The organism is Sinorhizobium sp. 22678 (assembly GCF_052044265.1).
GTDB lineage: Bacteria > Pseudomonadota > Alphaproteobacteria > Rhizobiales > Rhizobiaceae > Sinorhizobium > Sinorhizobium meliloti_A.
In genome coordinates, this window is sequence record NZ_JBQEMS010000024.1 from 70,639 (window position 1) to 93,505 (window position 22,867).

Consider the following 22,867-nt stretch of genomic DNA (forward strand, 5'->3'; position numbering starts at 1 on the left):
CGTCGGTTCCCCTGGAAGCAGCGTTTTTTTGCCCTCCATCGCCAATGAGGAGGCGCGCCATCCCTCAGACGGGATGGCTCGATTCGACGACGGCCAGCGCTGCCATGTTGACGACGCCGCGCGAGGTGACGGACGGCGACAGGATATGCGCCGGCAGCGCCGAGCCCAGAAGGATCGGGCCGACATGCAGGCTGTCCGTCATGGTTTTGACCACGCCGAGCGTGATGTTGGCGGCATCGAGATTGGGGAAGACGAGCAGATTCGCTTCGCCGTTCAGCGTGCTGTCCGGCATCACGCGTTGGCGCAGGACCTCGGAGATGGCGGAATCGCCATGCATTTCTCCGTCCACCTCCAGATCGGGGGCTAGCTCGCGCACGAGCTGCAGTGCGGTGCGCATCTTGAATGCGCTCTCGGAATCGCGCGAGCCGAAGTTCGAATGGGAGACGAGGGCGGCACGCGGCGTGATGCCGAAGCGGCGGATTTCGTTTGCAGCCATCACCGTCGTCTGAGCGATCTCCTCCGCGCTCGGGCTGAAGCTCACATAGGTATCGGTAAAGAAGGTCGCTCCGCGTTGTGAGATCAGGAGGCTGAGCGCCGAGAAGTCGAGTACGCCCGACCGCTTGCCGATGATCTGCGATACATCGCGCAAATGCTTGCTGTAGCGTCCCTCGACCCCGCAGATCAGCGCGTCCGCCTCGCCGCGCTTGACGGCGAGCGCGCCGATGACCGTCGTATTCGTGCGCACGATCGTGCGGGCCGCCTCGGGAATGACGCCGAGCCGCCCGACGAGGGCGAAATAATCATCGACATAGTCGCGGTAGCGCGGGTCGCCTTCGGGATTGACGACCTCGAAATCGACGTCGGGACGGATTCTGAGGCCGTAGCGCCGCAGTCGGGTCTCGATGATTTGCGGGCGGCCGATCAGGATCGGCTTGGCTGTACCTTCCTCCAGCAGAACCTGGGCGGCCCGCAGCACCCGCTCATCTTCGCCCTCGGCGAAGATGACGCGGTTCTTCGTCGCATTCTTCGCTGCAGCAAAGACCGGTTTCATGATGAAGCCGGAGCGGAAGACGAAACGGTTGAGCTTGTCGAGATAGGCGTCGAAGTCCTGGATCGGACGCGTGGCGACGCCGCTTTCGGCTGCAGCCTTTGCCACGGCCGGCGCAATCCGCAGGATCAGCCGCTGATCGAAAGGCGAAGGGATCAGGTAATCGGGGCCGAAGACGGGCGTTTCGCCGGAATAGGCGCGCGCGGCGACATCCGACGGCTCCTCGCGGGCAAGGCCTGCTATCGCTCGCACCGCCGCCATCTTCATCTCTTCGTTGATGGTGCGTGCGCCGCAATCGAGCGCGCCACGGAAAATATGCGGGAAACAGAGGACATTGTTGACCTGGTTCGGAAAATCCGAGCGTCCGGTGCAGATCATGGCATCGGGGCGCGCGGCGCGGGCCACTTCGGGCATGATCTCCGGCGTAGGATTGGCCAGCGCCATGATCAGTGGCTTTTCGGCCATCCGGGCCAACAGTTCAGGCTTGAGAACGCCGGCGGCCGAGAGCCCCAGAAACACGTCGGCTCCGCCGATGCTGTCGGCGAGCACACGATTGTCGCTCTCCTGCGCATAGACGGCTTTCCACTCGTCCATCAGGGCCTCGCGCCCTTTGTAGACGAGACCTTCGATGTCGTGGACCCAGATGTTTTCGCGCTTGGCGCCCAGCGTGACGAGGAGGTTGAGGCAGGCAAGCGCCGCCGCCCCGGCACCTGAGGCCACGATCTTGGCCTCGGCAATGTCCTTGCCGGCAAGTTCCAGGCCGTTCAGGACGGCGGCAGCGACGATGATCGCGGTCCCGTGCTGGTCGTCGTGGAAGACCGGTATTTCCATTTTCTCGCGCAGACGCCGCTCCACCTCGAAACATTCGGGAGCTTTGATGTCCTCGAGATTGATGCCGCCGAAGGTCGGCTCCAGCGCCGAGATGACGTCGACCATCCGATCGACCGTCGGTGCGTCGATCTCGATGTCGAAGACGTCGATCCCCGCGAACTTCTTGAAGAGAACGGCCTTCCCCTCCATCACGGGTTTGGAGGCCAGGGGACCGATATTGCCAAGGCCGAGAACGGCTGTGCCGTTGGATACCACGGCGACGAGATTGGCGCGGGCGGTGAAATCGGCGGCGGTCTCGGGATTGTCCTTGATGGCGAGGCAAGGTGCGGCGACCCCCGGCGAATAGGCGAGCGCCAGGTCGCGCTGATTCCCGAGTGGCTTGGTCGGCTGGATCTCGAGCTTGCCGGGGCGAGGATAGCGATGGAAGAAGAGTGCCTGCTGATCGATGTCTCCGCTGGCGGGAACGGCCTGGGATTTCGCTTTATCGCCCGTGTTCATGCCTTTGCATTCCTTGAATTCTTGCGTGGGACCCGAGAGCGCGGTTATGAAATCGCGCTCACATCCGGTGCTGATCGATGTCGTGCCTTTTGGCATGAATCGCCCGGCAGGTACAGTTTCGACGCGGTTCTTTCCAGGCATGGCTACGCGGCGCTTGCTGCGTGCTCCGCGTCCCATGTCATCTTCCTGAAACACGAGTCTGATTTTGACGGTCGTGAAACGGCTAAACCAGGATGAGGCTGGCATGGCGGCGGCATCGGCATACCAACAGAATTCCGTTCTGAAACTGCGGACGCTTTTCATTTCCGATGTTCATCTGGGCTCGAAAGCGGCCAAGACGGACTTTCTTCTGGATTTCCTGCGGCACCACGAGGCGGAGACGATCATTCTGGTCGGGGATATCGTGGACGGCTGGCGTCTCAAACGCAGCTGGTACTGGCCGCAATCGTGCAACGACGTGGTCCAGAAGCTTCTGCGCAAGGCACGCAAAGGCACGCGCATCATCTACATCCCCGGTAATCACGACGAGTTCCTCCGGGAGTTTCCGGGCGTTCATTTCGGCGGTATCGAAGTGGCGCAACGCTATCTCCACAAGGGTGCGGACGGGCGGACCTATCTCGTGCTGCACGGCGACGAGTTCGACGTGGTCGTGCGCAACGCACGCGTTCTCGCCTATCTCGGCGACTGGGCCTACGACATGGCAATCGCCATCAATATTGGCCTTGCGGCCATACGTCGTCGTCTCGACATGCCTTACTGGTCGTTTTCCTCCTGGGCCAAGCTGCAGGTCAAACACGCGGTGAACTTCATCGGCGAGTTCCAGAAAGTCGTGACCGAGGAAGCCCGTCGTCACGACGCGCAAGGGGTGATCTGCGGCCACATCCATCATGCGGTCATCGAAGACATCGACGGCATCAGGTACATCAACACGGGCGACTGGGTGGAGAGCTGCACGGCAATCGCCGAGCATCACGACGGCACGATGGAGCTCATCACCTGGCACCAGATGCGCGGCGACAGCGCCGCTGGGCAGCGAGCCGGCGAGGCCGAGACAATGCCCGTCAGGCGGCTTGCACCGCAGGCCGCCTGAGTGATTTGCGGGGCAAGGAAAAGCCGCGGAAGGGTCTGACTATCGTTCCGGTGGACAAGCGTCCGCGGTGACGACGAGCCGATGGCAAACACACGCGCGGTTGTGTTAATGGTGGCCCACAGCCATCAGGTCCCTCCATGATTCCGTCATCTGCTCCCGCATTCGTCGCGGGGCCCCCGCCGCGCCATTTCGCACTCCGCATCGCGCTTCTCTTCTCAGCGCCGCTGTTCGTCAACGGTTTCGCGATGCCGTACTTTCCTGTCTGGCTGAGCAGCCTGTCGCTCAGCGACTTCGAAATCGGCATCGTGCTTGCAGTTCCGATGTTCGTCCGGGTGATCACCGCACCGCTGGCGGGCGTTCTCGCAGACCGAATCGGGGAGCGGGCGATCGTCCTGATCTGGTCGGGCATCCTGTCCTTCGCCGGGGCAATCGTTCTTTTCTATGCGCAGAGCTTCTGGCCGGTGCTCGTCATCTACACGCTGCAATCGGCGGTTTATTCGCCCTATGTGCCGATCGTTGAGGCGATAGCCCTTTCGGGCGTGCGGCGCTGGGGATTCGACTATGCGCAGATGCGTGTCTGGGGATCGGTCGCCTTTATCGGGGCGACGATGCTGGGTGGCTGGCTGATCGGAGTCGTCGGCGGGCAGATGGTCCTGCCCGCAATGGCGGCAGGCTTCGCGCTCACCATACTGTTGGCGGTGGCCGCGCCGCGTGTCGGCCGTCCGCGCAGGCCATCACCGATTACCGCAATCACCGAGCCGCCGCCGCAATCGCTGCGCCAGGCGGACCTGCAACTGCTTTTGGTCGGCGTGACGCTGGTCAACAGCAGCCATGCGATGCTCTTCGCCTTCTCTGCCATCTACTGGCAGCATATAGGCTACAGCGGCACGCAGATCGGCATTCTCTGGAGTGCCGGCGTCGCAGCGGAAGTGCTGATGTTCTTCCTTGCCAGGGCGATCGTCCGCCGGTTCAGCGTCTGGACGATGATTTTCTCCGGCTGCCTGCTCGCGGTCGTGCGCTGGCTGATTTTTCCGATGGATCTCGGCTTCTCGGGCTATTTCGTTCTGCAGTGCTTCCACGCCTTCACCTATGCGATCATGCATACGGGCATGCAGCACAAGCTGGTCGAGCGTGTCGCGGAGGAGCAGGAGGCGTCGGCGCAGGGGCTTTACTTTTTCTACACCGGCATCTTCACGGCGATCTTCACCATTCTGTCGGGCTATTTCTACGCCTGGTTCGGCGTCGACGGCTTCTACTCCATGTCGGTGGTCGCGCTTTCCGGCTGCCTTTTCACTTTCCTCGGCTGGTATCTTCAGCCCCAGAGGCTGGCTTCCGGCGGAAAGACGAGCGAGGCCTCGTAGCGAAGGCCCGGCGTGCGGTCTTTCGAGAGCAGCAGCGGTCCGTCGAGATCCACGAAATCCGCGCCCTGCGCGACAAGCACCGCCGGCGCCATGGCGAGCGAACTGCCGACCATGCAGCCGACCATGATCTTCAGGCCGAGGGCTTCGGCCGCGGCGCGCAGGCGCAGGGCCTCGGTCAGCCCTCCGGTCTTGTCGAGCTTGATGTTGACCGCATCGTAGCGGCCGACGAGCCTTTCGAGGTCCTCCGTGGCATGCACGCTTTCGTCGGCGCAGACGGGTACGGGGCGGGGCAGGGAGGCGAGTATCTCGTCGCGGCCGGCCGGCAGCGGCTGTTCGATGAGGCTGATGCCGTTCTCGGCGCAGGCGGTGAAATGGGCCGTAAGGTTGGCTGCCGTCCATCCCTCATTGGCGTCGAGAATGATGCGGCTCGCCGGCGCGCCGCTCCTGACGGCGCGAATGCGCGCCGTGTCGTCTTCCGTTCCGACTTTCACCTTGAGAACCGCCCGATGGGCGTGTTTCTCGGCCTGGGCCCTCATCTCATCCGGTTCGCCGAGCGATAAGGTGTAGGCGGTGGTCAAAGGCGTCGGCCCGGCTATTCCGGCGAGCGCCGCAGCGGAGCTTCCACTGCGCTTTGCCTCGAGATCCCATAGGGCGCAGTCGACCGCGTTTCGAGCGGCGCCGGCCTTCATCGCCTTCTGCAGGTCCGTGCGTGTCATACCCTCTTCGATGAGCTGTCGTACGGTCTCGATGGCGCTCAGCACCGACTCGACCGATTCGCCGTAGCGCGCATAGGGAACGCACTCGCCCCAACCCGATAGCTCGCCGTCGGTGACGCGGCAGGTGACGACGCTTGCCGTGGTTTTCGAGCCACGTGAAATGGTGAAAGCCCCGGCGATCGGGAAGTGTTCAACGGTGGCTGTAAGAGAAATCGGCATAGGGACCCCTTGACTTCATACGCTCCGGACCGCGGACGGCGGACTTTCGCGAAGCTTCCGGCCCATTGTGTCATTTCTGTCGCACCAAGGGCACTGTACGACTTTGAATTCCCGCATGATTTTGTCATCAAATCGATTCTGGTTTAAGAGACTATGCGGAGAACGAACTGAAAGACCGATATCACGTGACGCGTGCCCAAACAGAGACCGCTGCCGACGTCGTCGTCGATGAGGGCGCCGCCGGAAACGGTCGGCGCTATGTGTTCAGCGGCGACTGGCGGCACGAGACCGCGGAGGAGATGGCCGCCAAGCTGAAGCGGCTTGAAAAGCCCTCCGATGGGCAGAGCGAGTTTGACTTCTCCGGCATCACCGCAATGGACACGGCCGGTGCATGGATCATTCGCCGCTTCATGCACGGGACAGCCGACGACGTTCGGTTCACGGGCGGCGAGCGTTATGCCGAACTGGTCCGCGCACTGCCGAAGCAACTGCGCAGCCCGGAAGAGAGTGGGACCAGGATGCCGCTTTTTCAGCGGCTGTTTACGCCCGTGGGTGAGCTGACGGTCTCCATCTGGACCGACACGGTCGCGGCCATGTACATTCTGGGGTCTGCGGTACGCGGTGCGCAGATGAAGCTCGGGCGTCACGCGGGCGTTTCGCCTGCTGCGATCGTCCATCAGATCGACCGGATGGGCGTGATGGCGACGCCGATCATCACCCTGATGTCGTTCCTGATCGGAGCCATCATCGCGCAACAGGGAGCGTTCCAGCTCCGCTCTTTCGGAGCGGAAATTTTCGTCGTCGATCTCGTCGGCATCCTGCAATTGCGCGAGATCGGCGTGTTGCTGACCGCGATCATGATCGCCGGTCGGTCGGGCAGCGCGATTACCGCCGAGATCGGCTCCATGAAGATGCGCGAAGAGGTCGACGCGCTCAAGGTCATGGGCTTGAGTCCGGTCGGCGTTCTCGTCTTTCCGCGTCTCGTGGCGCTGACGATTGTCTTGCCGCTCCTGACGATCATTGCGAACTTCGCCGCCCTTGCCGGCGCCGCCATGGTGGCATGGGCCTATTCCGACATCACGATCCCGACCTTTTTGGCGCGGCTGCAGGAAGCTGTCGATTTCTCCTCGGTCGCGGCCGGTATGATCAAGGCCCCCTTCATGGCCCTGATCATCGGCGTCGTTGCCGCAGTCGAGGGACTGAAGGTCGGCGGCAGCGCCGAGTCGCTCGGGCGGCGTGTGACCTCCTCCGTCGTCAAATCGATATTCGTCGTGATTCTGATCGACGGATTGTTCGCCATGTTCTACGCGGCAATCGATTTCTGAGGTAGGCGAACATGGTTCAAGCGGTCATCGAAAAGCAAGCGGATGCGGGGGAGAAGCGAGAGGCGGTTCTCTCCGTGCGCGATCTGACCGTCGGCTTCGGAGACCATGTCGTTCTCGACAATCTCAATCTCGAAGTGCTGCGTGGTGAAATCCTCGGCTTCGTCGGCGCCTCGGGTACCGGGAAGTCCGTACTGATGCGCACGGTCCTTCGGCTTCTGCCGAAGCGTTCCGGCACGATCGAAATTCTTGGCGCCGACTACGACAAAATGGGCGAGGCCGAGCGCATCGCACTCGATATGCGCCTCGGCGTGCTGTTCCAGCACGGCGCGCTTTTCTCGGCCCTGACAGTGCGTGAGAACATCCAGGTGCCGATGCGCGAATATCTGGATCTGCCGCAAGACCTGATGGACGAACTCGCGCGCCTGAAAATCGAACTGGTCGGCCTCGCACCGGAGGCCGCGGAGAAATACCCCTCGGAGCTTTCCGGCGGCATGATCAAGCGCGCGGCGCTTGCGCGCGCGCTTGCGCTCGATCCCGATCTCGTCTTTCTCGATGAGCCGACATCCGGACTCGATCCGATCGGGGCCGCGGAGTTCGACGAGTTGATCGCCAAGCTGCGGGACACGCTTGGATTGACCGTGTATATGGTGACGCACGATCTGGACAGCCTGTTTTCGGTCTGTGACCGGATCGCGGTGCTCGGCAACAAGCGCGTTCTCGTCGAAGGCACCATCGAGGATATGCTCGCCTGTGACGAGCCCTGGGTGAAGTCTTATTTCCGGGGCAAGCGCGCAAGGGCGATCGTGCGCGAGCAGGATTGAGACGAGAATGCGGGAGGCGGGGGAGCTACAGCAAGCCTGCTCGCAGAATACATGAACAGGCGGCAAGGACCGCAAAGGTAGGTAATGCCGATGGAAACTAAAGCGAATTATGCCATTGTCGGCTTCTTCACCGTCCTGGTCATCGCCGCGGCCTTCGGCTTCGTCTATTGGATGTCGCAATATGGCCGAACCGGCCAGATGGTCGAACTCGTCGTCAACATTCCCGGATCGGCCAACGGTCTGTCGGTGGGCTCACCGGTGCGCTTCAACGGCATCAACGTCGGCAGCGTGCGCAATCTTGCGATCGATGCCAATGATCCTCGCTATTCGATTGCGATCACCGAAGTCTCGGCCGATGCGCCGGTCATGAAATCCACAACGGCGACGCTCGAGGTGCAGGGGCTGACGGGAGCGGCCTATATCGAGCTCAGCGGCGGTCGCAAGGGGGACGAGAATATCCTCAAGACCGCGCTGGAAAACGGCACCCAGGCGCACATCCTTGCCGATCAGTCGAGCGTCACCAGCCTGCTGGCGACCGCGGACCAGATCCTCGACCGCGCGAATTCGGCGATCACGGATATCCAGAGCTTCGTCACCGACGTGCGTGGCCCGCTGACGGCCACCATCGGCAACGCGGAGCGCTTTTCCAAGGCGCTGGCGGACAATTCCGGTGCGATCGACCAGTTCCTGAAAAGCGTCGAACAACTGTCCGGCTCCGTCAATGCTGCATCGAAGAAGCTCGATGATACGCTTGCGAGCGCGGACAGGCTGATCAAGTCGGTCGACCCGAAGAAGATAGACAACATCGTCAGCAATGCCGAGCAGGTGAGCAACAATCTGAAGGATGCTTCAGGCGGGGTATCGGAAGCGATCGCCGGATTCCGGCGCACGGTGGAAACCTACGATCAGTTCGGCAAGAGCGCGCAACAGACGTTGAAGCGGGTCGATACACTGGTGGCTGCCGTCGACGCGCAGAAGGTCGGGCTGGTCGTCAACGATATCACGGCCGCGAGTGCGGACGCCCGCAAGATCGCCGCGCAGGTTTCGGACTTTGCCGAAAAGATTTCCGCCCGGCAGGGGGACATCGATCAGACGATCACCGATTTCACGCAAATGTCCAACAAGCTGAATGCGGCATCGAACCGGGTCGACAGCATCCTGGTGAAGATCGACGGCTTCCTCGGCGACGCGGACGCTCCGTCGCTTTCTGCGCAGGCACGCGAAACGCTCGAGTCCTTTCGGCGGGTGGCGGAGAACCTGAATGCGCAACTGGGCCCTATAGCCGAAAATCTCAAGCGTTTCTCCAATTCGGGACTGCGGGACGTCGAGGCGCTCGTCGGCGACACGCGTCGCACGGTTCAAAGCCTGCAGAATACGATTTCCGAGTTCGATAAAAATCCGCAGCGGCTTCTGTTCGGCGGCGAAACGGTTAAGCAATATGATGGCCGCACGCGTCGGTGATTCGTTTATCGACGGTCGCGGGCAGGTTGCGTTGAGGGCGGGAAGCTGAACGGCGCCGCGTTGCTAGGGGATATTTGGCGTATGGGTTTTCCGGGTCTGGTAGGTTTTCGTGGCGCGAGAGGGGCCCGGTCTGCGGTGGTTCTTGCATTGGCGGCGATGCTGGCGGGGTGCGGCTCGCGCCAGGCGGCCAACGACACGTTCAGTCTGGCGTCCGTTCCTGCGGTGGAGCGTCCGGGAGCTACGAACCGCCAGCTTCTCGTGCCTGAACCGACGGCGCTGAAGACGCTGGGCAGCGACCAGATCGTCGTTCGTCTTTCGAGGTCGGAACTGCAATACCTCGCCAGGGCCCAATGGGGAGACAGTCTGCCGCGTATGGTGCAGGACAGGCTCGTCCAGACATTCGATAACACCGGCAGGATTCGCGTCGGTAAACCCGGCCAAGGGCTCGCCATCGATTATCAATTGATAACCGAGCTCAGAGCCTTCGAAATATCCACCGATGGACCGGCAACGGCGGTCGTCGAGATATTCGCCAAGCTACTGGACGACCGGAACGGTACCGTCCGCAAACAGCAGGCCTTCCGCGCCGTCGTGCCCGTGCGTGGCGCCGGCAATCCCGCCTTCGTCACCGCACTCGACGCCGCTTTCGCCAGGGTCGCGGCCGACATCGTCGGCTGGACGCTCAGCTCCATCTGAGGGAAGCCGTCTCTCTGATGATTATTTCTGATCTGAGATCAGCCGCATTTGTGCAGGTGAGGGGCCGCTCACCCGCGCCCCGCCTTCGCGCGTTCGATGCGATTGACGACTTCGGCGACGCCTTCGACCGATAGGGCCGCCTCCTCGGCGCGGGCGATCTCCTCTTCGGTCGCCACCGTACCGGCGAGCAGGATCGTACTGCCCGAGCCCGTCACCGTGACCTCTATGGCGTCGAGGCCCGGCGCGACCGCAAGACAATGAGCGACCCGGCGCTCGAGTTCGGCGGGATCTTCGGCAGGCAGCCTCTCGGGGTCATCGCCGAAGAATGTCCTTTTCTTGAAGACCATGCGTCGCTCCTTCTCTCCTGGAGAGGGAAACGCCGACGCGGCGCATTTGTTCGCCGCCTCAACGATGGTCGAATAAGCTGCGATTCACGGCCAGCGTACGAGTGGGGGCAGGGAGGAGAGGATCGACTCCACGTTGCCACCCGTCCTGAGACCGAAGATCGTGCCGCGGTCGTAAAGCAGGTTGAACTCGACGTACCGGCCGCGGCGCACGAGCTGCTCGTTTCTATCCTGTTCGGTCCAGGGCTTGTGGAAATTCGTCCGGACGATTCTCGGATAGACGAGTGCGAAGGCTTTGCCGACATCGCGCGTGAACGCGAAATCCGCGTCCCAACCGCCGAGCTCCTCCGCAGAGCGCAGCCAGTCGTAGAAGATCCCGCCGGTGCCGCGCGGTTCGTTCCGGTGTTTCAGGTAGAAATACTCGTCGCACCACTGCTTGAATTTTGCATGATCGGCGACGGGGTGCCTATTGCAGGCGATCTCCATGGCACGATGAAAAAGGACGGTATCCGGATCGGTCATGATGCGCCGGCGGTCCAGGACCGGCGTGAGGTCCGCACCGCCGCCGAACCAATTGCTGGTGGTCACGACCATGCGCGTGTTCATGTGCACGGCAGGGACATTGGGGTTGACCGGGTGGGCGATCAGCGAAATGCCGGATGCCCAGAAGCGCGGATCTTCGCTCGCGCCGGGAATTTGGTCGCGGAACTCCGGCGAGAACTCGCCGAAGACGGTGGAGGTGTGAACCCCCACTTTCTCGAAGACGCGCCCTTCCATCATGGACATGCGACCGCCGCCACCGGCACCTTCCTCGCGCAGCCAGTCCTTGGCGAGGAAACGGCCTGCCGGACGATCCGACAGCGGACCTGTCAAATCGTCCTCGATCGCCTCGAAGGCGGCGCAGATCGTGTCGCGGAGGCTTTCGAACCAAGCCTTCGCCGCTGCTTTCTTGTCTTCGATGTCGGCCGGCAGGCCCTGTGGCAGTTGCGGTCTTTCCATGGGAATGCACTTCCGTTCGCGGATTTCCCTGCTGAAAACCGCCGATTCGATGTCGCCGCCACAGTCCATATTTTCAGCGGCTTGGCAACGGTGCCACGGCGACAGCGACAGTCTACCGCAATCAGGGCCTCATCGCAGGATCGGGACAAATGACTGGCAATAATGCGGCGCTCATCCTATCTTTTCGCCAGAGGTATGGCCCATGGCGAAGATACCCCCAGGACCGCCGCTGGACGGCTTGCGGCGCCAGATCGCCCGGCATCGCCGGGAGCACCCCACACGAAGAGACGGGCTTTTCGTGCGCGAGACGTTTCGGCTCGAGCGCGATGCCGCGCGGGCCAAGGCGCGGGAGTGGTTCGATACCTGGCCAAAGGCTGCCTATTGGACCGAAGTCGAGAGCTGGCGCCAGCTCGAAGGCGGCGAGATCGAGTTCACGATGCGCCGTCTCCCGAGCGCAGACTGATTGCCCCCGATCCCACCGTTCATACCGACAGGCAAGATGCATCTTTGTCCATCGATAATAGCGTGGCCAAGATCATGGCGGCGCGATAAACCAGTTTGTGTCTCCCTCTCGCCATTGCGCGTATTCCCGAACCTGCCCCGATGCCCGTTCTCCGTTCCATCATCGTGCTCTCCATCACCCAGATCATCGCTTGGGGAGCGATGTTCATGTTCGTCTCGGTGACGGCGGACGGAATGGCGGACGATCTTCTCCTGAGGCCTTCGGCCATCTATCTCGGCCCGACCGTCATGCTGGTCGCGATGGCCTTCTGCTCACCGCTGCTTGCGCCGGTCTACGCGCGCTACGGGGCGCGGCTCGTGCTCGCTTTCGGTTCGGCAGCCGCGGCTCCGGGGCTGTGGCTGCTGGCCGGCGCCGGAGGTCCGGTTTCCTATTTTGCGGCCTGGGGCATTCTTGGTCTGGCCGGGGCGGCAGCACTCACGACTTCGGCTCAGGTGTTCCTCACAGAGATCGCGGGCGAGGGCGCGCGTCGTGCCATAGGGGCGCAGATGCTCGCCATGGCGCTCGCACCCACGATCGCCTGGCCGGTCACGACTTTCTGCGAGGCGGCTCTCGGTTGGCGCGGCACATTCGTCCTTTATGGCGCGGTAATGCTCCTCGCCTGCGCGCCCTTGCATTTTTTTGCTTTGCCCAGGCGCGGGCCGCCAAAATCCGATCCCCGGGTCGCCAAATCGAATCGATCTGCGTCGCCGGCTGTTCGTCGCCGGTGGCGCGTCGTTGCCCTGATCACGGCGGCGGTCGCGCTCAACGGCTTTGTTACCTGGGGTTTTCAGCTTGTGATGATCGATCTTTTCCGCAGCTTTGCCGTGCCCGGCTATCTGGCGGTCGGCTTCGGGTCGGCCATCGGGTTCATCCAGCTCTCGGCGCGGCTTTTCGATTTCCTCGGCGGCAATCGCTGGGACGGGTTGACGACGGGCTTGGTTGCCGCGGCGATCATGCCGCCGGCACTGCTGGCGCTCGCGCTTGGGCAAGGGGCGGAATGGTCGATCGTTCTCTTCCTCGTGCTCTATGGCCTTTCAAGCGGCGCCATGTCCGTCAGCCGGGCGACGATGCCGCTCGTCTTCTTTTCTTCTACGGAATATGGGGCGGTGGTGGCGCGCCTCGGCCTGCCGCTCAACCTGGCTTTCGCCGCCGCCCCGCCGTTCTTTTCGTTCCTGCTTGGCGAGGGGGGTAACCGGTGGACGCTGGCGTTTGCGCTTCTCTGCTCCCTCGGTGCGTTGGCCAGCATGGCGCTGCTCTCCCGTATGAGGCCTGCGCAGTCGGGTCAGCCGGCTAACTGGCCTCATGCTCCGCCCCATCGGCGGGATCGATGAGGCGCGGCCCCGTTCCTTCGGAGGCAAGAACGTCCCAGGGATTGCGCAAGGGACAGTCGCGCATCGACAGGCAACCGCAGCCAATGCAGCCTGTGAGCTGATCGCGCAGCGCCGTCAGTTTGGCGATCCGCTCGTCGAGCTGCTGCCGCCAGGTCTTCGAGAGCCGTCCCCAGTCGTCGACCGTCAGCGGCCGGTCGTCGGGGAGCACCGACAGGGCCGACTGGATCTCGGCAAGCGGGATACCCGTACGCTGGGCAACCTTGATCACGGCCACCCGCCTCAGGACGGAACGCGGGTAGCGCCGCTGATTGCCCCGGCTGCGATTGCTGCGGATGAGGCCCTTGGTCTCGTAGAAATGAAGCGTCGACACCGCGAGGCCGCTGCGTTCGGCCACTTCGCCGACCGTCAGTTCGCGCTTGACATCATTGGGTTTGTCTTTTTTCACGGCTGCTATTGACCTCAACTATAGCTGAGGTTCTATAGCATGAGCTCCCTGTAACCGACAACATGGAGCCGACATAGCATGACTGAAAAGATGACCCTTGCCCTGATCTACGGCAGCGCACGGCAGGGCCGTTTCTGCGACACGGTCGCGAGCTGGCTCATTCGTGAGCTCGAGACGTCCGACGTGTTCAGCCTGACGATCATCGATCCCGTCAGAATGAAAAGCGCTCGCGGCGACAAATCCGCCGGTCCAGCCGAGTGGATGGAGCGGAAGGTCGCCGAAGCGGACGCATTCATCGTCATCACTCCGGAGTACAACCACGGCTACCCGGCGGCCTTGAAGGAGATGATCGATGCGGTCTATGAGCCTTGGCACGCAAAGCCGGTAGCCTTCGTTTCCTATGGCGGCGCATCGGGCGGCATACGGGCCGTCGAACAATTGCGGCAGGTCTTCGGCGAATTGCACGCCGTGACCCTTCGCGACGGAATCTCCTTCGCCAAGGCCTGGTCGAAGTTCGATGCGGCGGGAAATCTCTACAAACCGGAAGAGATGCGTGCGCCGCTATTCCTGATGATCGACCGGCTGACCTGGTGGGCGCGCACCCTGAAATACGCCCGCAAGGCAACGCCCTACAACGAGATCGCCGCATGACCGCCGTCAGGACACCGGACCGGGGTGCCGCTGAGGGCCGCCGCTCGTTTCGGCTCAGAAGGCGCCGGTCTGCCGCAGCGCTTCTCCGGCGATCATGGCGGTTGCCATGGCGATGTTGAGCGAACGCTGGCCGGGCGCCATCGGTATGAGGATGCGCGCTTCGGCCCGTTCGTGGACGTGATCGGGAACCCCGGCGCTTTCCCTGCCGAAGAGAAGGACGTCATCCGGCCGGAAGCTGAAGCGCGTGTAGGGGGCGGCCGCCTTGGTGGAGGCGAGCACGAGGCGTCTGCCGGTGCTCGACCGCCATGTTTCGAAACGCTCCCAGCTGACGTGCCGAGTCATGGTCACCGCCGCGATATAGTCCATTCCCGCACGCTTGAGATTGCGGTCCGAAAGATCGAAACCGGCAGGCTCGATGATGTTGACCGAAAGACCGAGGCAGGCGGCGAGCCGCAGGATCGTTCCGGTATTGCCTGGAATATCAGGCTGGTAAAGGGCGATGCGGAGGTCGTTCATGCGCTTGTCGATAGAATAGATTGGAGCGTGGGAGTGATTGATGACGGTTCCTATGCCACCGATCGGCCTCGCGATCCATGGTCGGGTGTACTCCGAGACGATTCATTCGGGGCCGCTTCTTTTGCCGCCGCTAACTTGTGCCGTATTGGCAACAGACCAACGGCCGGCGAAAAATTGGTCAAGAAAATGCCTGCGACAATCTGGCATGGCAGCACGAATAAGGTTAAAGCTCTGTCCTCTTCAACGCGAACCGAAGGAGGCATGCATGACTGTTCTGATGTTGACGCGCCTCCCACGAGTAACACGGCCTTTCCTGGCCTGACCGGTTCCGCGCCTCTGCTTTTTTCGATCGAGCGATGCGCGCTCCGGTTCATCCGGGGTCATGCTCCGCTCGCGGGCGTCATTTCCGGGTTGTATTTTTCAAGATAAAGAATGCGGGGCGACCCGCTTTCCTTCAAGCTATCTGAAGGGGCTAGACAATGTTCGGCTGGTTTGAATCCCGCCTCGATCCTTATCCGACGGAGGAGCCGAAGCTTCCGCCAAAGGGTCTCTTTGCCTTTTGCTGGCACTATACCAGGCCCGCGGCTCCGTGGCTCTTGATCATGTCGATCTGCACCATGCTGATCGCGATCGGCGAAGTGGCCTTGTTCCAGTTCCTGGGCAATGTGGTCGATTGGCTGTCCACCGCCGACCGCGAAACCTTTCTTGCGACCGAAGGCGGCAGGCTCGCCTGGATGGCAGCCCTCATTCTTATCGGTCTGCCGGGGCTGGTCGCCCTCGACTCCTTCGTGATGCATCAGGTGTTGCTCGGCAATTATCCGATGATCGCGCGGTGGCAGATGCATCGCTATCTGCTCAGGCAGAGCATGACGTTCTTCGCCAACGAGTTTGCCGGGCGCGTGGCGACGAAGGTCATGCAGACGTCGCTCGCGGTCCGCGAAACGGTGATGAAGATCCTCGACGTCTTCGTCTATGTGGTGAGTTATTTCGCGACGATGCTGATCGTCGTGGCAGCTGCGGATTGGCGCCTCGTGATGCCGCTCGGGCTGTGGCTCGTCATCTATATCGTGATCGTCACCTATTTCGTTCCGCGGCTGCAGAAGATCTCCAAGGAACAGGCCGACGCGCGCTCGATGATGACCGGACGCATCGTCGACAGCTACACCAACATCGGGACCGTCAAGCTTTTCTCCCATGCCGGGCGGGAGGAGACATACGCCCGCGCGGGCATGGACGAATTCCTGAGCACCGTGTACCGGCAGATGCGGAAGGTCACGCTCTTCCACATATTCGTCTACGCAAACAACTGTATCGCCCTTTTTTCCGTCGGCGCTCTCGGAATCTATCTGTGGCTGACGAGCGGAATCTCGATCGGCGCGATCGCGGTTGCGATCGGTCTTGCCATGCGCGTCAACGGCATGTCGCAATGGATCATGTGGGAAGTGTCGGCGCTGTTCGAGAATATCGGCACTGTCTATGACGGCATGGGCATGATGACCAAGGCGCACGACATCGTCGACAAGCCGGCTGCCGTGACGCTCAAGGCGGACCAGGGTGCGATCAGCTTCGAAGACATCCGCTTCCATTACGGCAAGGCCAAGGGCGTCATAGACCGGCTATCACTCGATATCCGGCCCGGGGAGAAGATCGGGCTGGTCGGCCGCTCCGGCGCCGGCAAGACGACCTTGATGAACCTGCTTCTGCGCTTCTACGATCTGGAATCCGGCGCGATCCGGATCGACGGCGTGGACATCTCGACCGTCACCCAGGACAGCCTGCGTTCCCAGATCGGCGTCGTGACGCAGGACACGTCGCTCCTGCATCGCTCCATTCGCGACAACATCGCCTATGGGCATCCGCAGGCAAGCGACGACGACATCATCGCCGCGGCGAAGAAAGCGAATGCCTGGGACTTCATCCAGACGCTCGAGGACAATCTGGGCAGGCGAGGGCTCGACGCTCAGGTCGGCGAACGCGGGGTCAAGCTTTCGGGCGGCCAGCGGCAAAGGATTGCGATTGCCCGCGTTTTCCTGAAGGACGCACCGATCCTCATCCTCGACGAAGCGACGTCTGCGCTCGACTCGGAGGTGGAGGCGGCTATTCAGGAAAATCTCTTCGCACTGATGTCCGGCAAGACGGTGATCGCCATCGCGCATCGCCTATCCACGCTGACGGAGATGGATCGCCTGGTCATCCTCGAAGCCGGCCGGATCGTCGAAACCGGTTCTCACGGCGAACTCGTCGCCAGGCGCGGCATTTATGCCGATCTCTGGTCGCGCCAGTCCGGCGGCTTCATCGCCGACGAGGTCGAAAAGGAGGAGGCGGCGGAGTAATCCGCCGCCTCCGGGACACTGCCGGCTGCGCGTTCAGCGGCCGGCGTTACGCAATCGTAATGGGCGCGGAAGCGAAAACGGATTGCCCGGATTTCAGAACCGCCTATATCGGAACGATGCTGCGCGCCATCGTCAAGATTTTCGAAAACTGGATCGACCCCTTTGCGCCGCGCGAGCGGCTGCAGCCGCCGCGGTCGCTCTTGGGTTATGCCTGGTTTTACGCCAGCCAGGCGAAAGGTCCTTTCCTCGCCATGGCCGTGCTCGGCGGTCTGGTGGCGATGCTGGAAGCCGGCCTGTTCTATTTCGTCGGTCGGCTTGTCGATGTGCTCGACACGATCCGACCGGAGGACGGCTGGCACGGGTTGATCTCGACCAACGGACCGGAACTGCTCTTCATGCTGCTGACGGTCCTGGTGTTCCGCTTCCTTGCGGTGACGCTTGCCGCGCTGGTGGAGGAGCAGTCGATCATCACCGGCTTCCTGAACCTGGTGCGCTGGCAATCCTATGTCCATGTCGCGCGCCAGTCGCTCTCCTTCTTTCAGAACGACTTTTCCGGGCGTATCGTCACCAAGGTCTGGAGCGGCGCACAGGCGACGAGCGACCTGATCGTTTCGCTGTTGCAGGTGGTTTGGTTCATCGTCATCTACACGGCCTCGACCATGGCGCTGATCGCCCAGTTGGACTGGCGGTTGGCGGCGATGGTCGCCTTCTGGATCGTGATCTTCCTGGTGCTCGCCCGCTATTTCGTCCCGCGCGTGCGCAAGCATGCCCGCGACACGGCGGAGATGGCGTCGATGCTGAACGGCCGCATGGTCGATGCCTATGCGAACATTCAGACGCTGAAGCTGTTCGGCAGTGACGAAGAGAACGACCGTTATATTCGGGGTGGGTTCCACCGCTTCCAGGGAGCAGTCATCCCTTTCACGCGCCTCCTGACGGGGGTGAGGGCATCGCTCGCGCTTTTGTCCGGCATGATGATCGCGGCGATCGCGGTCTACGCCGTTCACTTGTGGTTGGCGGGCGCGGTCAGTTCCGGCGCCGTCGCGTTCACCCTGGCGCTGGTCCTGCGCCTCAACATGCTGCTCGGGCGGATGATGTCGCAATTCAATGCGATCATGCGCAATATCGGCACGATTCAGAATTCGGCGGAGCTGGTATCGCAGCCAATCGGGCTGACCGACCGGCCGGGCGCACCGGAACTGCGGGTCAGCCGTCCGGAAATCCGCTTCGAACATGTGACGTTTCACTACGGCAGGGGCGGAGGGGTCATCGACGACTTTTCGCTCACCATCCGACCGGGGGAGAAAGTCGGCATCGTCGGCCGTTCGGGTGCCGGCAAGTCGACCCTCGTCAATCTGCTGTTGCGATTCTACGATCTCGAAGGAGGGCGGATCCTCATCGACGGACAGGACGTCGCTGCCGTCCGGCAGGAATCGCTGCGCAGCCAGATCGGCATGGTCAGCCAGGACACGTCTCTTTTGCACCGGTCGATCCGCGACAATATCCTCTTCGGGCGACCGGGGGCGGGCGAGGAGCAATTGGTCGAGGCGGCGCGCAGGGCGGAAGCCCATGACTTCATCGTCGGTCTGCAGGATCAGCGCGGCCGCAGAGGGTTCGATGCACATGTGGGTGAGCGCGGCGTCAAACTTTCCGGCGGCCAGCGCCAACGTATCGCAATTGCCCGGGTCATGCTCAAGGATGCGCCGATTCTCGTGCTGGACGAGGCGACTTCGGCGCTCGATTCGGAAGTGGAAGCGGCGATTCAGTCCAATCTGGAACGGCTGATGCAGGGCAAGACGGTGCTGGCCATCGCGCATCGGCTATCGACGATCGCCGCGCTCGACCGGCTCGTCGTCATGGACAGGGGCCAAATCGTCGAGGACGGCACTCATGCCGAACTCATCGCCAATGGCGGTCTCTACGCCGATCTCTGGTCGCGCCAGTCGGGCGGTTTCATCGCGCGCGAAGAGGCCGCGGAATAGGGCGCTCCGCGGCGCGGCTATAACGCGTCAAGTCCTTGTGCCAATTGGTCGCGCCTTTCCCCGCGACAATCTGCCCGCGGCCCCTTGTCAAGGCTGGACATAATCTGCGATCAGGCATAGAACGCGCCGGATTGATGGGGAATCTGCGTGCAGAATTTTTCCCGGATTCTGACATCCGATCCGTGGCTTGCCTCAAGGGGCCGGATGGGGTGTCAGCGTTTGACGGGGCGTGGTTCCAGACTCGGGACGGGGCAGGAAGCGCGCCGGGGGCGGATGCGGTTTCCGCAACATTTGCGTGAGAGGATGTTTTAGCCGTGAGCGAACACGAGACTTCAAGCGAGACCATGGGCGAGCCCACTCGCCGCGATTTCCTATATCTGGCTACCGGTATGGCCGGCGTTGTCGGGGCCGGTGCGGCGGCATGGCCGTTCATCGACCAAATGCGTCCGGACGCATCCACGCTGGCGCTTGCTTCGATCGAAGTCGACGTTTCGAGCTTGCAGCCGGGCATGTCGCTGACGGCGAAGTGGCGCGGCAGGCCGGTCTTCATCCGCAACCGCACCGATAAGGAAGTGGAAGAGGCCAAGGCCGTAGCACTCGAAGAATTGAAGGATCCGGTGGCGCGCAACGCCAACCTTCCGTCCGATGCCGAGGCAAACGATCTCGATCGTTCCGCCGGCGAGGGCAAGGAAAACTGGATCATCATGGTGGGGGTCTGCACCCACCTCGGTTGCGTTCCGCTCGGTCAGGCGGGCGATTTCGGCGGCTGGTTCTGTCCCTGCCACGGCTCGCACTACGACACGGCCGGCCGTATCCGCAAAGGCCCGGCACCGGAAAACCTCGCCGTGCCGACCTTCTCGTTCGTTTCCGACACAGTCATCAAGATCGGTTGAGGGGACTACTGATAATGAGTGCTGATCATTCAACCTACACGCCAACGACGGGCATCGAGAAGTGGGTTGACTCCCGTCTTCCGCTGCCCCGGCTCGTTCACGACTCGTTCGTCTCCTATCCGGTTCCGCGCAACCTGAACTACGCTTACACCTTTGGTGCTATGCTTTCGGTGATGCTGATCGTGCAGATCCTCACCGGCGTCGTCCTGGCCATGCACTATGCCGCAGAAACGAACGTCGCCTTCAATTCGGTCGAGAAGATCATGCGCGACGTCAATCACGGTTGGCTGCTGCGTTACCTGCACGCCAACGGTGCGTCGTTCTTCTTCATCGCGGTCTACCTGCATATCGCCCGCGGCCTCTATTACGGCTCCTACAAGGCGCCGCGAGAGATCCTCTGGATCCTCGGCGTGGTCATCTATCTCCTGATGATGGCGACCGGCTTCATGGGCTACGTGCTGCCCTGGGGGCAGATGTCCTTCTGGGGGGCAACCGTCATCACCGGCTTCTTCTCGGCCTTCCCGCTGGTGGGCGAGTGGATCCAGCAGTTCCTGCTCGGCGGCTTCGCCGTCGACCAGCCGACGCTCAACCGCTTTTTCTCGCTGCATTACCTTCTGCCGTTCATGATCGCAGGCGTCGTCGTGCTGCACATCTGGGCGCTGCATGTCACCGGCCAGACCAACCCGACCGGGGTGGAGGTCAAGTCCAAGTCCGACACCGTGCCCTTCACGCCCTATGCGACGCTGAAGGATGCGCTCGGTGTATCGGTTTTCCTGATCGTCTATGCCTGGTTCGTCTTCTACATGCCGAACTTCCTCGGACACCCGGACAACTATATTCCGGCGGACGCGCTGAAGACTCCTGCTCATATCGTTCCGGAATGGTACTACCTGCCGTTCTACGCGATGCTGCGCGCCATCACCTTCAACGTCGGCCCGATCGACTCCAAGCTTGGCGGCGTTCTGGTGATGTTCGGCTCGATCCTCATCCTGTTCTTCCTGCCCTGGCTCGACACGTCGAAGGTCCGCTCGGCTGTCTACCGCCCCTGGTACAAGCTGTGCTTCTGGATCTTCGTTGCTAACTGCATCATGCTCGGCTGGCTGGGTTCGCGCCCGGCGGAAGGCCTCTATGTCGTGATGTCGCAGCTCGGCACGTTGTATTACTTCGCCTTCTTCCTCGTCATCATGCCGATCCTCGGTCTGATCGAGACGCCGAAGCGCATTCCTAACTCCATCACCGAAGCGGTGCTGGAAAAACAGAATGCCAAGGCGCAGTTGAAGCCCGCACGCGCCTGACCGGAACAGCGATCGATAAGGAATCCACAACAATGAAAAAGCTTGTTACAGGCATTCTGTCACTTGCTGTCGTCGCCGGTCTCGGGTTTGGAGCGGCTGTCGCGCAGGATGAAGCAGGCGGCGAGGAGCACGCCGGGGGCACGCCCCACTACCCGATCCACAAGCCGGAACAGCAGGACTGGACTTTTGCTGGGCTGTTCGGCCACTACGACAAGGGGCAGCTGCAGCGTGGCCTGAAGGTCTACACCGAGGTCTGTTCGGCCTGCCACTCGATGGACCTCGTGTCCTTCCGGACGCTCGAGGACCTCGGTTACTCCGAAGCGCAGGTGAAGGCCTTCGCTGCGAATTACGAAGTCGAGGACGGTCCGAACGCGGATGGCGAGATGTTCACGCGCAAGGCCGTTCCGTCCGACCACTTCCCGTCACCCTTCCCGAACAAGGAAGCGGCGGCTGCTTCGAACAACGGCGCGGCACCGCCGGACTTTTCGCTGATCGCGAAGGCACGCGGCATCGAACGCGGTTTCCCGCAATTCGTCTTCGACATGTTCTGGCCCTACCAGGAAGGCGGTCCGGATTACATCCATGCGCTTCTGACCGGCTATCAGGATCCGCCGGCGGGCGTGGAAGTGGCCGAAGGCACGCATTACAACCCGTATTTCGCCAGCGCCGCGGCACTCGCGATGGCACCGCCGATCTCCGACGACCAGGTCACCTATGACGACGGCGCCCCCCAGACCGTGGACCAATATGCCAAGGACGTCTCGGCGTTCCTGATGTGGGCCGCCGAGCCGCATCTGGAAGATCGCAAGCGCACCGGCTTCATGGTCATGGTGTTCCTGCTCATCTTCACGGGCCTAATCTACCTGACGAAGAAGTCGGTCTACGCGAACAAGGAACATTGATCCGGTTTGCTTGCTGGCCAGCAGGCCTGACCGACAGGAAGCCTCGGTGTTTTTTACCGGGGCTTTTTTGTGGCATGCGGGCAGAACGCAGAATTCGAAGCGAAGGCCTGCCGCAGGTATTCTCCCCCATAAGGGGGGAGACGACACGCGGCTTGACCTTCACCGATCCCAAACAATGCCGTTGGCAGACCGCGACGCTTGAAGCGAGTGCCAGCCGGTTTCTCTCCGTGGCAACGGCTCCCCCCGGAGGACTCTTCCCGCGCCGCAGACGCGGCGCTGCTGGATCCCTGTGACGAGCACTGTTGGGGTGGACGGCTCCCAACGGCATCGCAATGTGCCAGAGTGAGTCGTTAAGATCTCAATCGAGGGAGACCGTCCGTGGAGCAGATTATCCGAATTGGCATGGATACGTCAAAGAGCGTTTTCCAGTTGCATGGAGTGAACGCCGCCGAGCAACCGATCCTGCGCCGGAAGCTGACGCGCAAGGAAATGGTGAAATTCTTCCAGAAGGCGGCACCGACCAGTATTGCGCTGGAAGCGTGTGGTGGTTCCCACCATTGGGCCCGACTGCTGCGTTCCTTCGGCCATGAGGTGAAATTGATCGCGCC

General features: G+C 62.1%; 20 protein-coding genes and 1 pseudogene. 15 read left to right on the forward strand and 6 right to left on the reverse strand.

Translation table 11 applies throughout. The annotated features are described in order from the left end of the window. Positions 1-64: 64 nt before the first annotated feature. The gene (locus ACTJKL_RS26335) at positions 65-2,377 is read right to left on the reverse strand and encodes an NADP-dependent malic enzyme (RefSeq protein WP_018095133.1); all 2,313 of its coding nucleotides are present in this window, start codon (positions 2,375-2,377) and stop codon (positions 65-67) included. Positions 2,378-2,621: 244 nt separating this feature from the next. Here ACTJKL_RS26335 and ACTJKL_RS26340 point away from each other — a divergent pair, with 244 nt between their 5' ends. Next, on the forward strand, positions 2,622-3,467 hold the full coding sequence (locus ACTJKL_RS26340) for a UDP-2,3-diacylglucosamine diphosphatase (RefSeq protein ID WP_275597831.1): 846 nt from the start codon (positions 2,622-2,624) through the stop codon (positions 3,465-3,467). A 137-nt stretch (positions 3,468-3,604) separates the two neighbouring features. Further along, positions 3,605-4,828 (forward strand): MFS transporter, encoded by a 1,224-nt coding sequence (locus tag ACTJKL_RS26345; RefSeq protein ID WP_440854197.1) that lies wholly within the window; start codon positions 3,605-3,607, stop codon positions 4,826-4,828. Here the strand turns inward: ACTJKL_RS26345 and dgcA are convergent. After that, positions 4,780-5,763, reverse strand: coding sequence for an N-acetyl-D-Glu racemase DgcA (gene dgcA / locus ACTJKL_RS26350; RefSeq protein ID WP_440854198.1), 984 nt, complete (start codon positions 5,761-5,763; stop codon positions 4,780-4,782). The genes ACTJKL_RS26345 and dgcA overlap by 49 nt on opposite strands. Positions 5,764-5,948: 185 nt before the next feature. Here dgcA and ACTJKL_RS26355 point away from each other — a divergent pair, with 185 nt between their 5' ends. From ACTJKL_RS26355 to ACTJKL_RS26370, 4 genes are all read left to right on the forward strand, one after another. Then, positions 5,949-7,088: an ABC transporter permease gene (locus ACTJKL_RS26355; protein WP_100673108.1), complete on the forward strand. Its 1,140-nt coding sequence runs from the start codon at positions 5,949-5,951 to the stop codon at positions 7,086-7,088. 11 nt (positions 7,089-7,099) lie between these two features. Continuing rightward, complete coding sequence (locus ACTJKL_RS26360) at positions 7,100-7,909, forward strand: ABC transporter ATP-binding protein (protein ID WP_100673109.1); 810 nt, start codon at positions 7,100-7,102, stop codon at positions 7,907-7,909. A gap of 90 nt (positions 7,910-7,999) precedes the next feature. Further along, positions 8,000-9,370 carry an MlaD family protein gene (locus tag ACTJKL_RS26365; RefSeq protein ID WP_164867046.1) on the forward strand — a complete coding sequence of 457 codons (1,371 nt, stop codon included), beginning with the start codon at positions 8,000-8,002 and terminating at the stop codon, positions 9,368-9,370. A gap of 81 nt (positions 9,371-9,451) precedes the next feature. Then, positions 9,452-10,066: an ABC-type transport auxiliary lipoprotein family protein gene (locus tag ACTJKL_RS26370; RefSeq protein ID WP_100673111.1), complete on the forward strand. Its 615-nt coding sequence runs from the start codon at positions 9,452-9,454 to the stop codon at positions 10,064-10,066. 68 nt (positions 10,067-10,134) lie between these two features. Here ACTJKL_RS26370 and ACTJKL_RS26375 read toward each other — a convergent pair whose 3' ends face one another. Together ACTJKL_RS26375 and hemF are read right to left on the reverse strand one after the other, a co-directional pair. Beyond that, on the reverse strand, positions 10,135-10,413 hold the full coding sequence (locus ACTJKL_RS26375; protein ID WP_100673112.1) for a BON domain-containing protein: 279 nt from the start codon (positions 10,411-10,413) through the stop codon (positions 10,135-10,137). 84 nt (positions 10,414-10,497) lie between these two features. Then, positions 10,498-11,409 carry an oxygen-dependent coproporphyrinogen oxidase gene (gene hemF, locus ACTJKL_RS26380; RefSeq protein WP_275597833.1) on the reverse strand — a complete coding sequence of 304 codons (912 nt, stop codon included), beginning with the start codon at positions 11,407-11,409 and terminating at the stop codon, positions 10,498-10,500. 202 nt (positions 11,410-11,611) lie between these two features. On the opposite strand from hemF, the gene ACTJKL_RS26385 reads away from it, so the two are divergent. Next, positions 11,612-11,872, forward strand: a complete 261-nt coding sequence (locus ACTJKL_RS26385) for a hypothetical protein (RefSeq protein ID WP_003534130.1) — start codon at positions 11,612-11,614, stop codon at positions 11,870-11,872. A 140-nt stretch (positions 11,873-12,012) separates the two neighbouring features. After that, a complete protein-coding gene (locus ACTJKL_RS26390; RefSeq protein WP_100673113.1) occupies positions 12,013-13,242 on the forward strand; it encodes an MFS transporter in 1,230 nt (409 codons plus the stop codon). Here the strand turns inward: ACTJKL_RS26390 and soxR are convergent. After that, the gene (soxR, locus tag ACTJKL_RS26395) at positions 13,202-13,687 is read right to left on the reverse strand and encodes a redox-sensitive transcriptional activator SoxR (protein ID WP_100673114.1); all 486 of its coding nucleotides are present in this window, start codon (positions 13,685-13,687) and stop codon (positions 13,202-13,204) included. The two genes, ACTJKL_RS26390 and soxR, sit on opposite strands and share 41 nt — an antisense overlap. A 78-nt stretch (positions 13,688-13,765) precedes the next feature. On the opposite strand from soxR, the gene ACTJKL_RS26400 reads away from it, so the two are divergent. Beyond that, positions 13,766-14,338 carry an NADPH-dependent FMN reductase gene (locus ACTJKL_RS26400; RefSeq protein ID WP_010969495.1) on the forward strand — a complete coding sequence of 191 codons (573 nt, stop codon included), beginning with the start codon at positions 13,766-13,768 and terminating at the stop codon, positions 14,336-14,338. A gap of 54 nt (positions 14,339-14,392) precedes the next feature. Here the strand turns inward: ACTJKL_RS26400 and ACTJKL_RS26405 are convergent, their stop codons facing one another. Further along, complete coding sequence (locus ACTJKL_RS26405) at positions 14,393-14,854, reverse strand: tRNA (cytidine(34)-2'-O)-methyltransferase (protein ID WP_440854199.1); 462 nt, start codon at positions 14,852-14,854, stop codon at positions 14,393-14,395. 479 nt (positions 14,855-15,333) lie between these two features. Here ACTJKL_RS26405 and ACTJKL_RS26410 point away from each other — a divergent pair, with 479 nt between their 5' ends. The 6 genes and pseudogenes from ACTJKL_RS26410 to ACTJKL_RS26435 form a co-directional block, all read left to right on the forward strand. Further along, entirely contained in the window at positions 15,334-17,187 is a 1,854-nt protein-coding gene (locus ACTJKL_RS26410; protein ID WP_411934185.1) for an ABC transporter ATP-binding protein, read from the forward strand. Positions 17,188-17,303: 116 nt separating this feature from the next. Beyond that, positions 17,304-19,169 carry an ABC transporter ATP-binding protein gene (locus ACTJKL_RS26415; protein WP_440854202.1) on the forward strand — a complete coding sequence of 622 codons (1,866 nt, stop codon included), beginning with the start codon at positions 17,304-17,306 and terminating at the stop codon, positions 19,167-19,169. A 314-nt stretch (positions 19,170-19,483) separates the two neighbouring features. Continuing rightward, positions 19,484-20,062, forward strand: a complete 579-nt coding sequence (gene petA, locus ACTJKL_RS26420; protein ID WP_275597835.1) for a ubiquinol-cytochrome c reductase iron-sulfur subunit — start codon at positions 19,484-19,486, stop codon at positions 20,060-20,062. Between the two features lie 14 nt (positions 20,063-20,076). Continuing rightward, a complete protein-coding gene (locus ACTJKL_RS26425) occupies positions 20,077-21,357 on the forward strand; it encodes a cytochrome b (RefSeq protein WP_275602508.1) in 1,281 nt (426 codons plus the stop codon). A gap of 32 nt (positions 21,358-21,389) precedes the next feature. Continuing rightward, positions 21,390-22,259: a cytochrome c1 gene (locus tag ACTJKL_RS26430; protein WP_440854200.1), complete on the forward strand. Its 870-nt coding sequence runs from the start codon at positions 21,390-21,392 to the stop codon at positions 22,257-22,259. 378 nt (positions 22,260-22,637) lie between these two features. Next, positions 22,638-22,867 (forward strand): annotated as a pseudogene (locus tag ACTJKL_RS26435) (IS110 family transposase); the annotation flags it as partial.

Coding starts and splice junctions, on each gene's coding strand:
- ACTJKL_RS26335 (WP_018095133.1), bottom strand. CDS start 2,377: ATGAACACGGGCGATAAAGCGAAATCCCAGGCCGTTCCCGCCAGCGGA.
- ACTJKL_RS26370 (WP_100673111.1), top strand. CDS start 9,452: ATGGGTTTTCCGGGTCTGGTAGGTTTTCGTGGCGCGAGAGGGGCCCGG.
- hemF (WP_275597833.1), bottom strand. CDS start 11,409: ATGGAAAGACCGCAACTGCCACAGGGCCTGCCGGCCGACATCGAAGAC.
- ACTJKL_RS26340 (WP_275597831.1), top strand. CDS start 2,622: ATGGCGGCGGCATCGGCATACCAACAGAATTCCGTTCTGAAACTGCGG.
- ACTJKL_RS26375 (WP_100673112.1), bottom strand. CDS start 10,413: ATGGTCTTCAAGAAAAGGACATTCTTCGGCGATGACCCCGAGAGGCTG.
- ACTJKL_RS26385 (WP_003534130.1), top strand. CDS start 11,612: ATGGCGAAGATACCCCCAGGACCGCCGCTGGACGGCTTGCGGCGCCAG.
- ACTJKL_RS26345 (WP_440854197.1), top strand. CDS start 3,605: ATGATTCCGTCATCTGCTCCCGCATTCGTCGCGGGGCCCCCGCCGCGC.
- dgcA (WP_440854198.1), bottom strand. CDS start 5,763: ATGCCGATTTCTCTTACAGCCACCGTTGAACACTTCCCGATCGCCGGG.
- ACTJKL_RS26400 (WP_010969495.1), top strand. CDS start 13,766: ATGACTGAAAAGATGACCCTTGCCCTGATCTACGGCAGCGCACGGCAG.
- ACTJKL_RS26365 (WP_164867046.1), top strand. CDS start 8,000: ATGGAAACTAAAGCGAATTATGCCATTGTCGGCTTCTTCACCGTCCTG.
- ACTJKL_RS26410 (WP_411934185.1), top strand. CDS start 15,334: ATGTTCGGCTGGTTTGAATCCCGCCTCGATCCTTATCCGACGGAGGAG.
- ACTJKL_RS26415 (WP_440854202.1), top strand. CDS start 17,304: ATGCTGCGCGCCATCGTCAAGATTTTCGAAAACTGGATCGACCCCTTT.
- ACTJKL_RS26405 (WP_440854199.1), bottom strand. CDS start 14,854: ATGAACGACCTCCGCATCGCCCTTTACCAGCCTGATATTCCAGGCAAT.
- ACTJKL_RS26390 (WP_100673113.1), top strand. CDS start 12,013: ATGCCCGTTCTCCGTTCCATCATCGTGCTCTCCATCACCCAGATCATC.
- ACTJKL_RS26430 (WP_440854200.1), top strand. CDS start 21,390: ATGAAAAAGCTTGTTACAGGCATTCTGTCACTTGCTGTCGTCGCCGGT.
- ACTJKL_RS26360 (WP_100673109.1), top strand. CDS start 7,100: ATGGTTCAAGCGGTCATCGAAAAGCAAGCGGATGCGGGGGAGAAGCGA.
- ACTJKL_RS26425 (WP_275602508.1), top strand. CDS start 20,077: ATGAGTGCTGATCATTCAACCTACACGCCAACGACGGGCATCGAGAAG.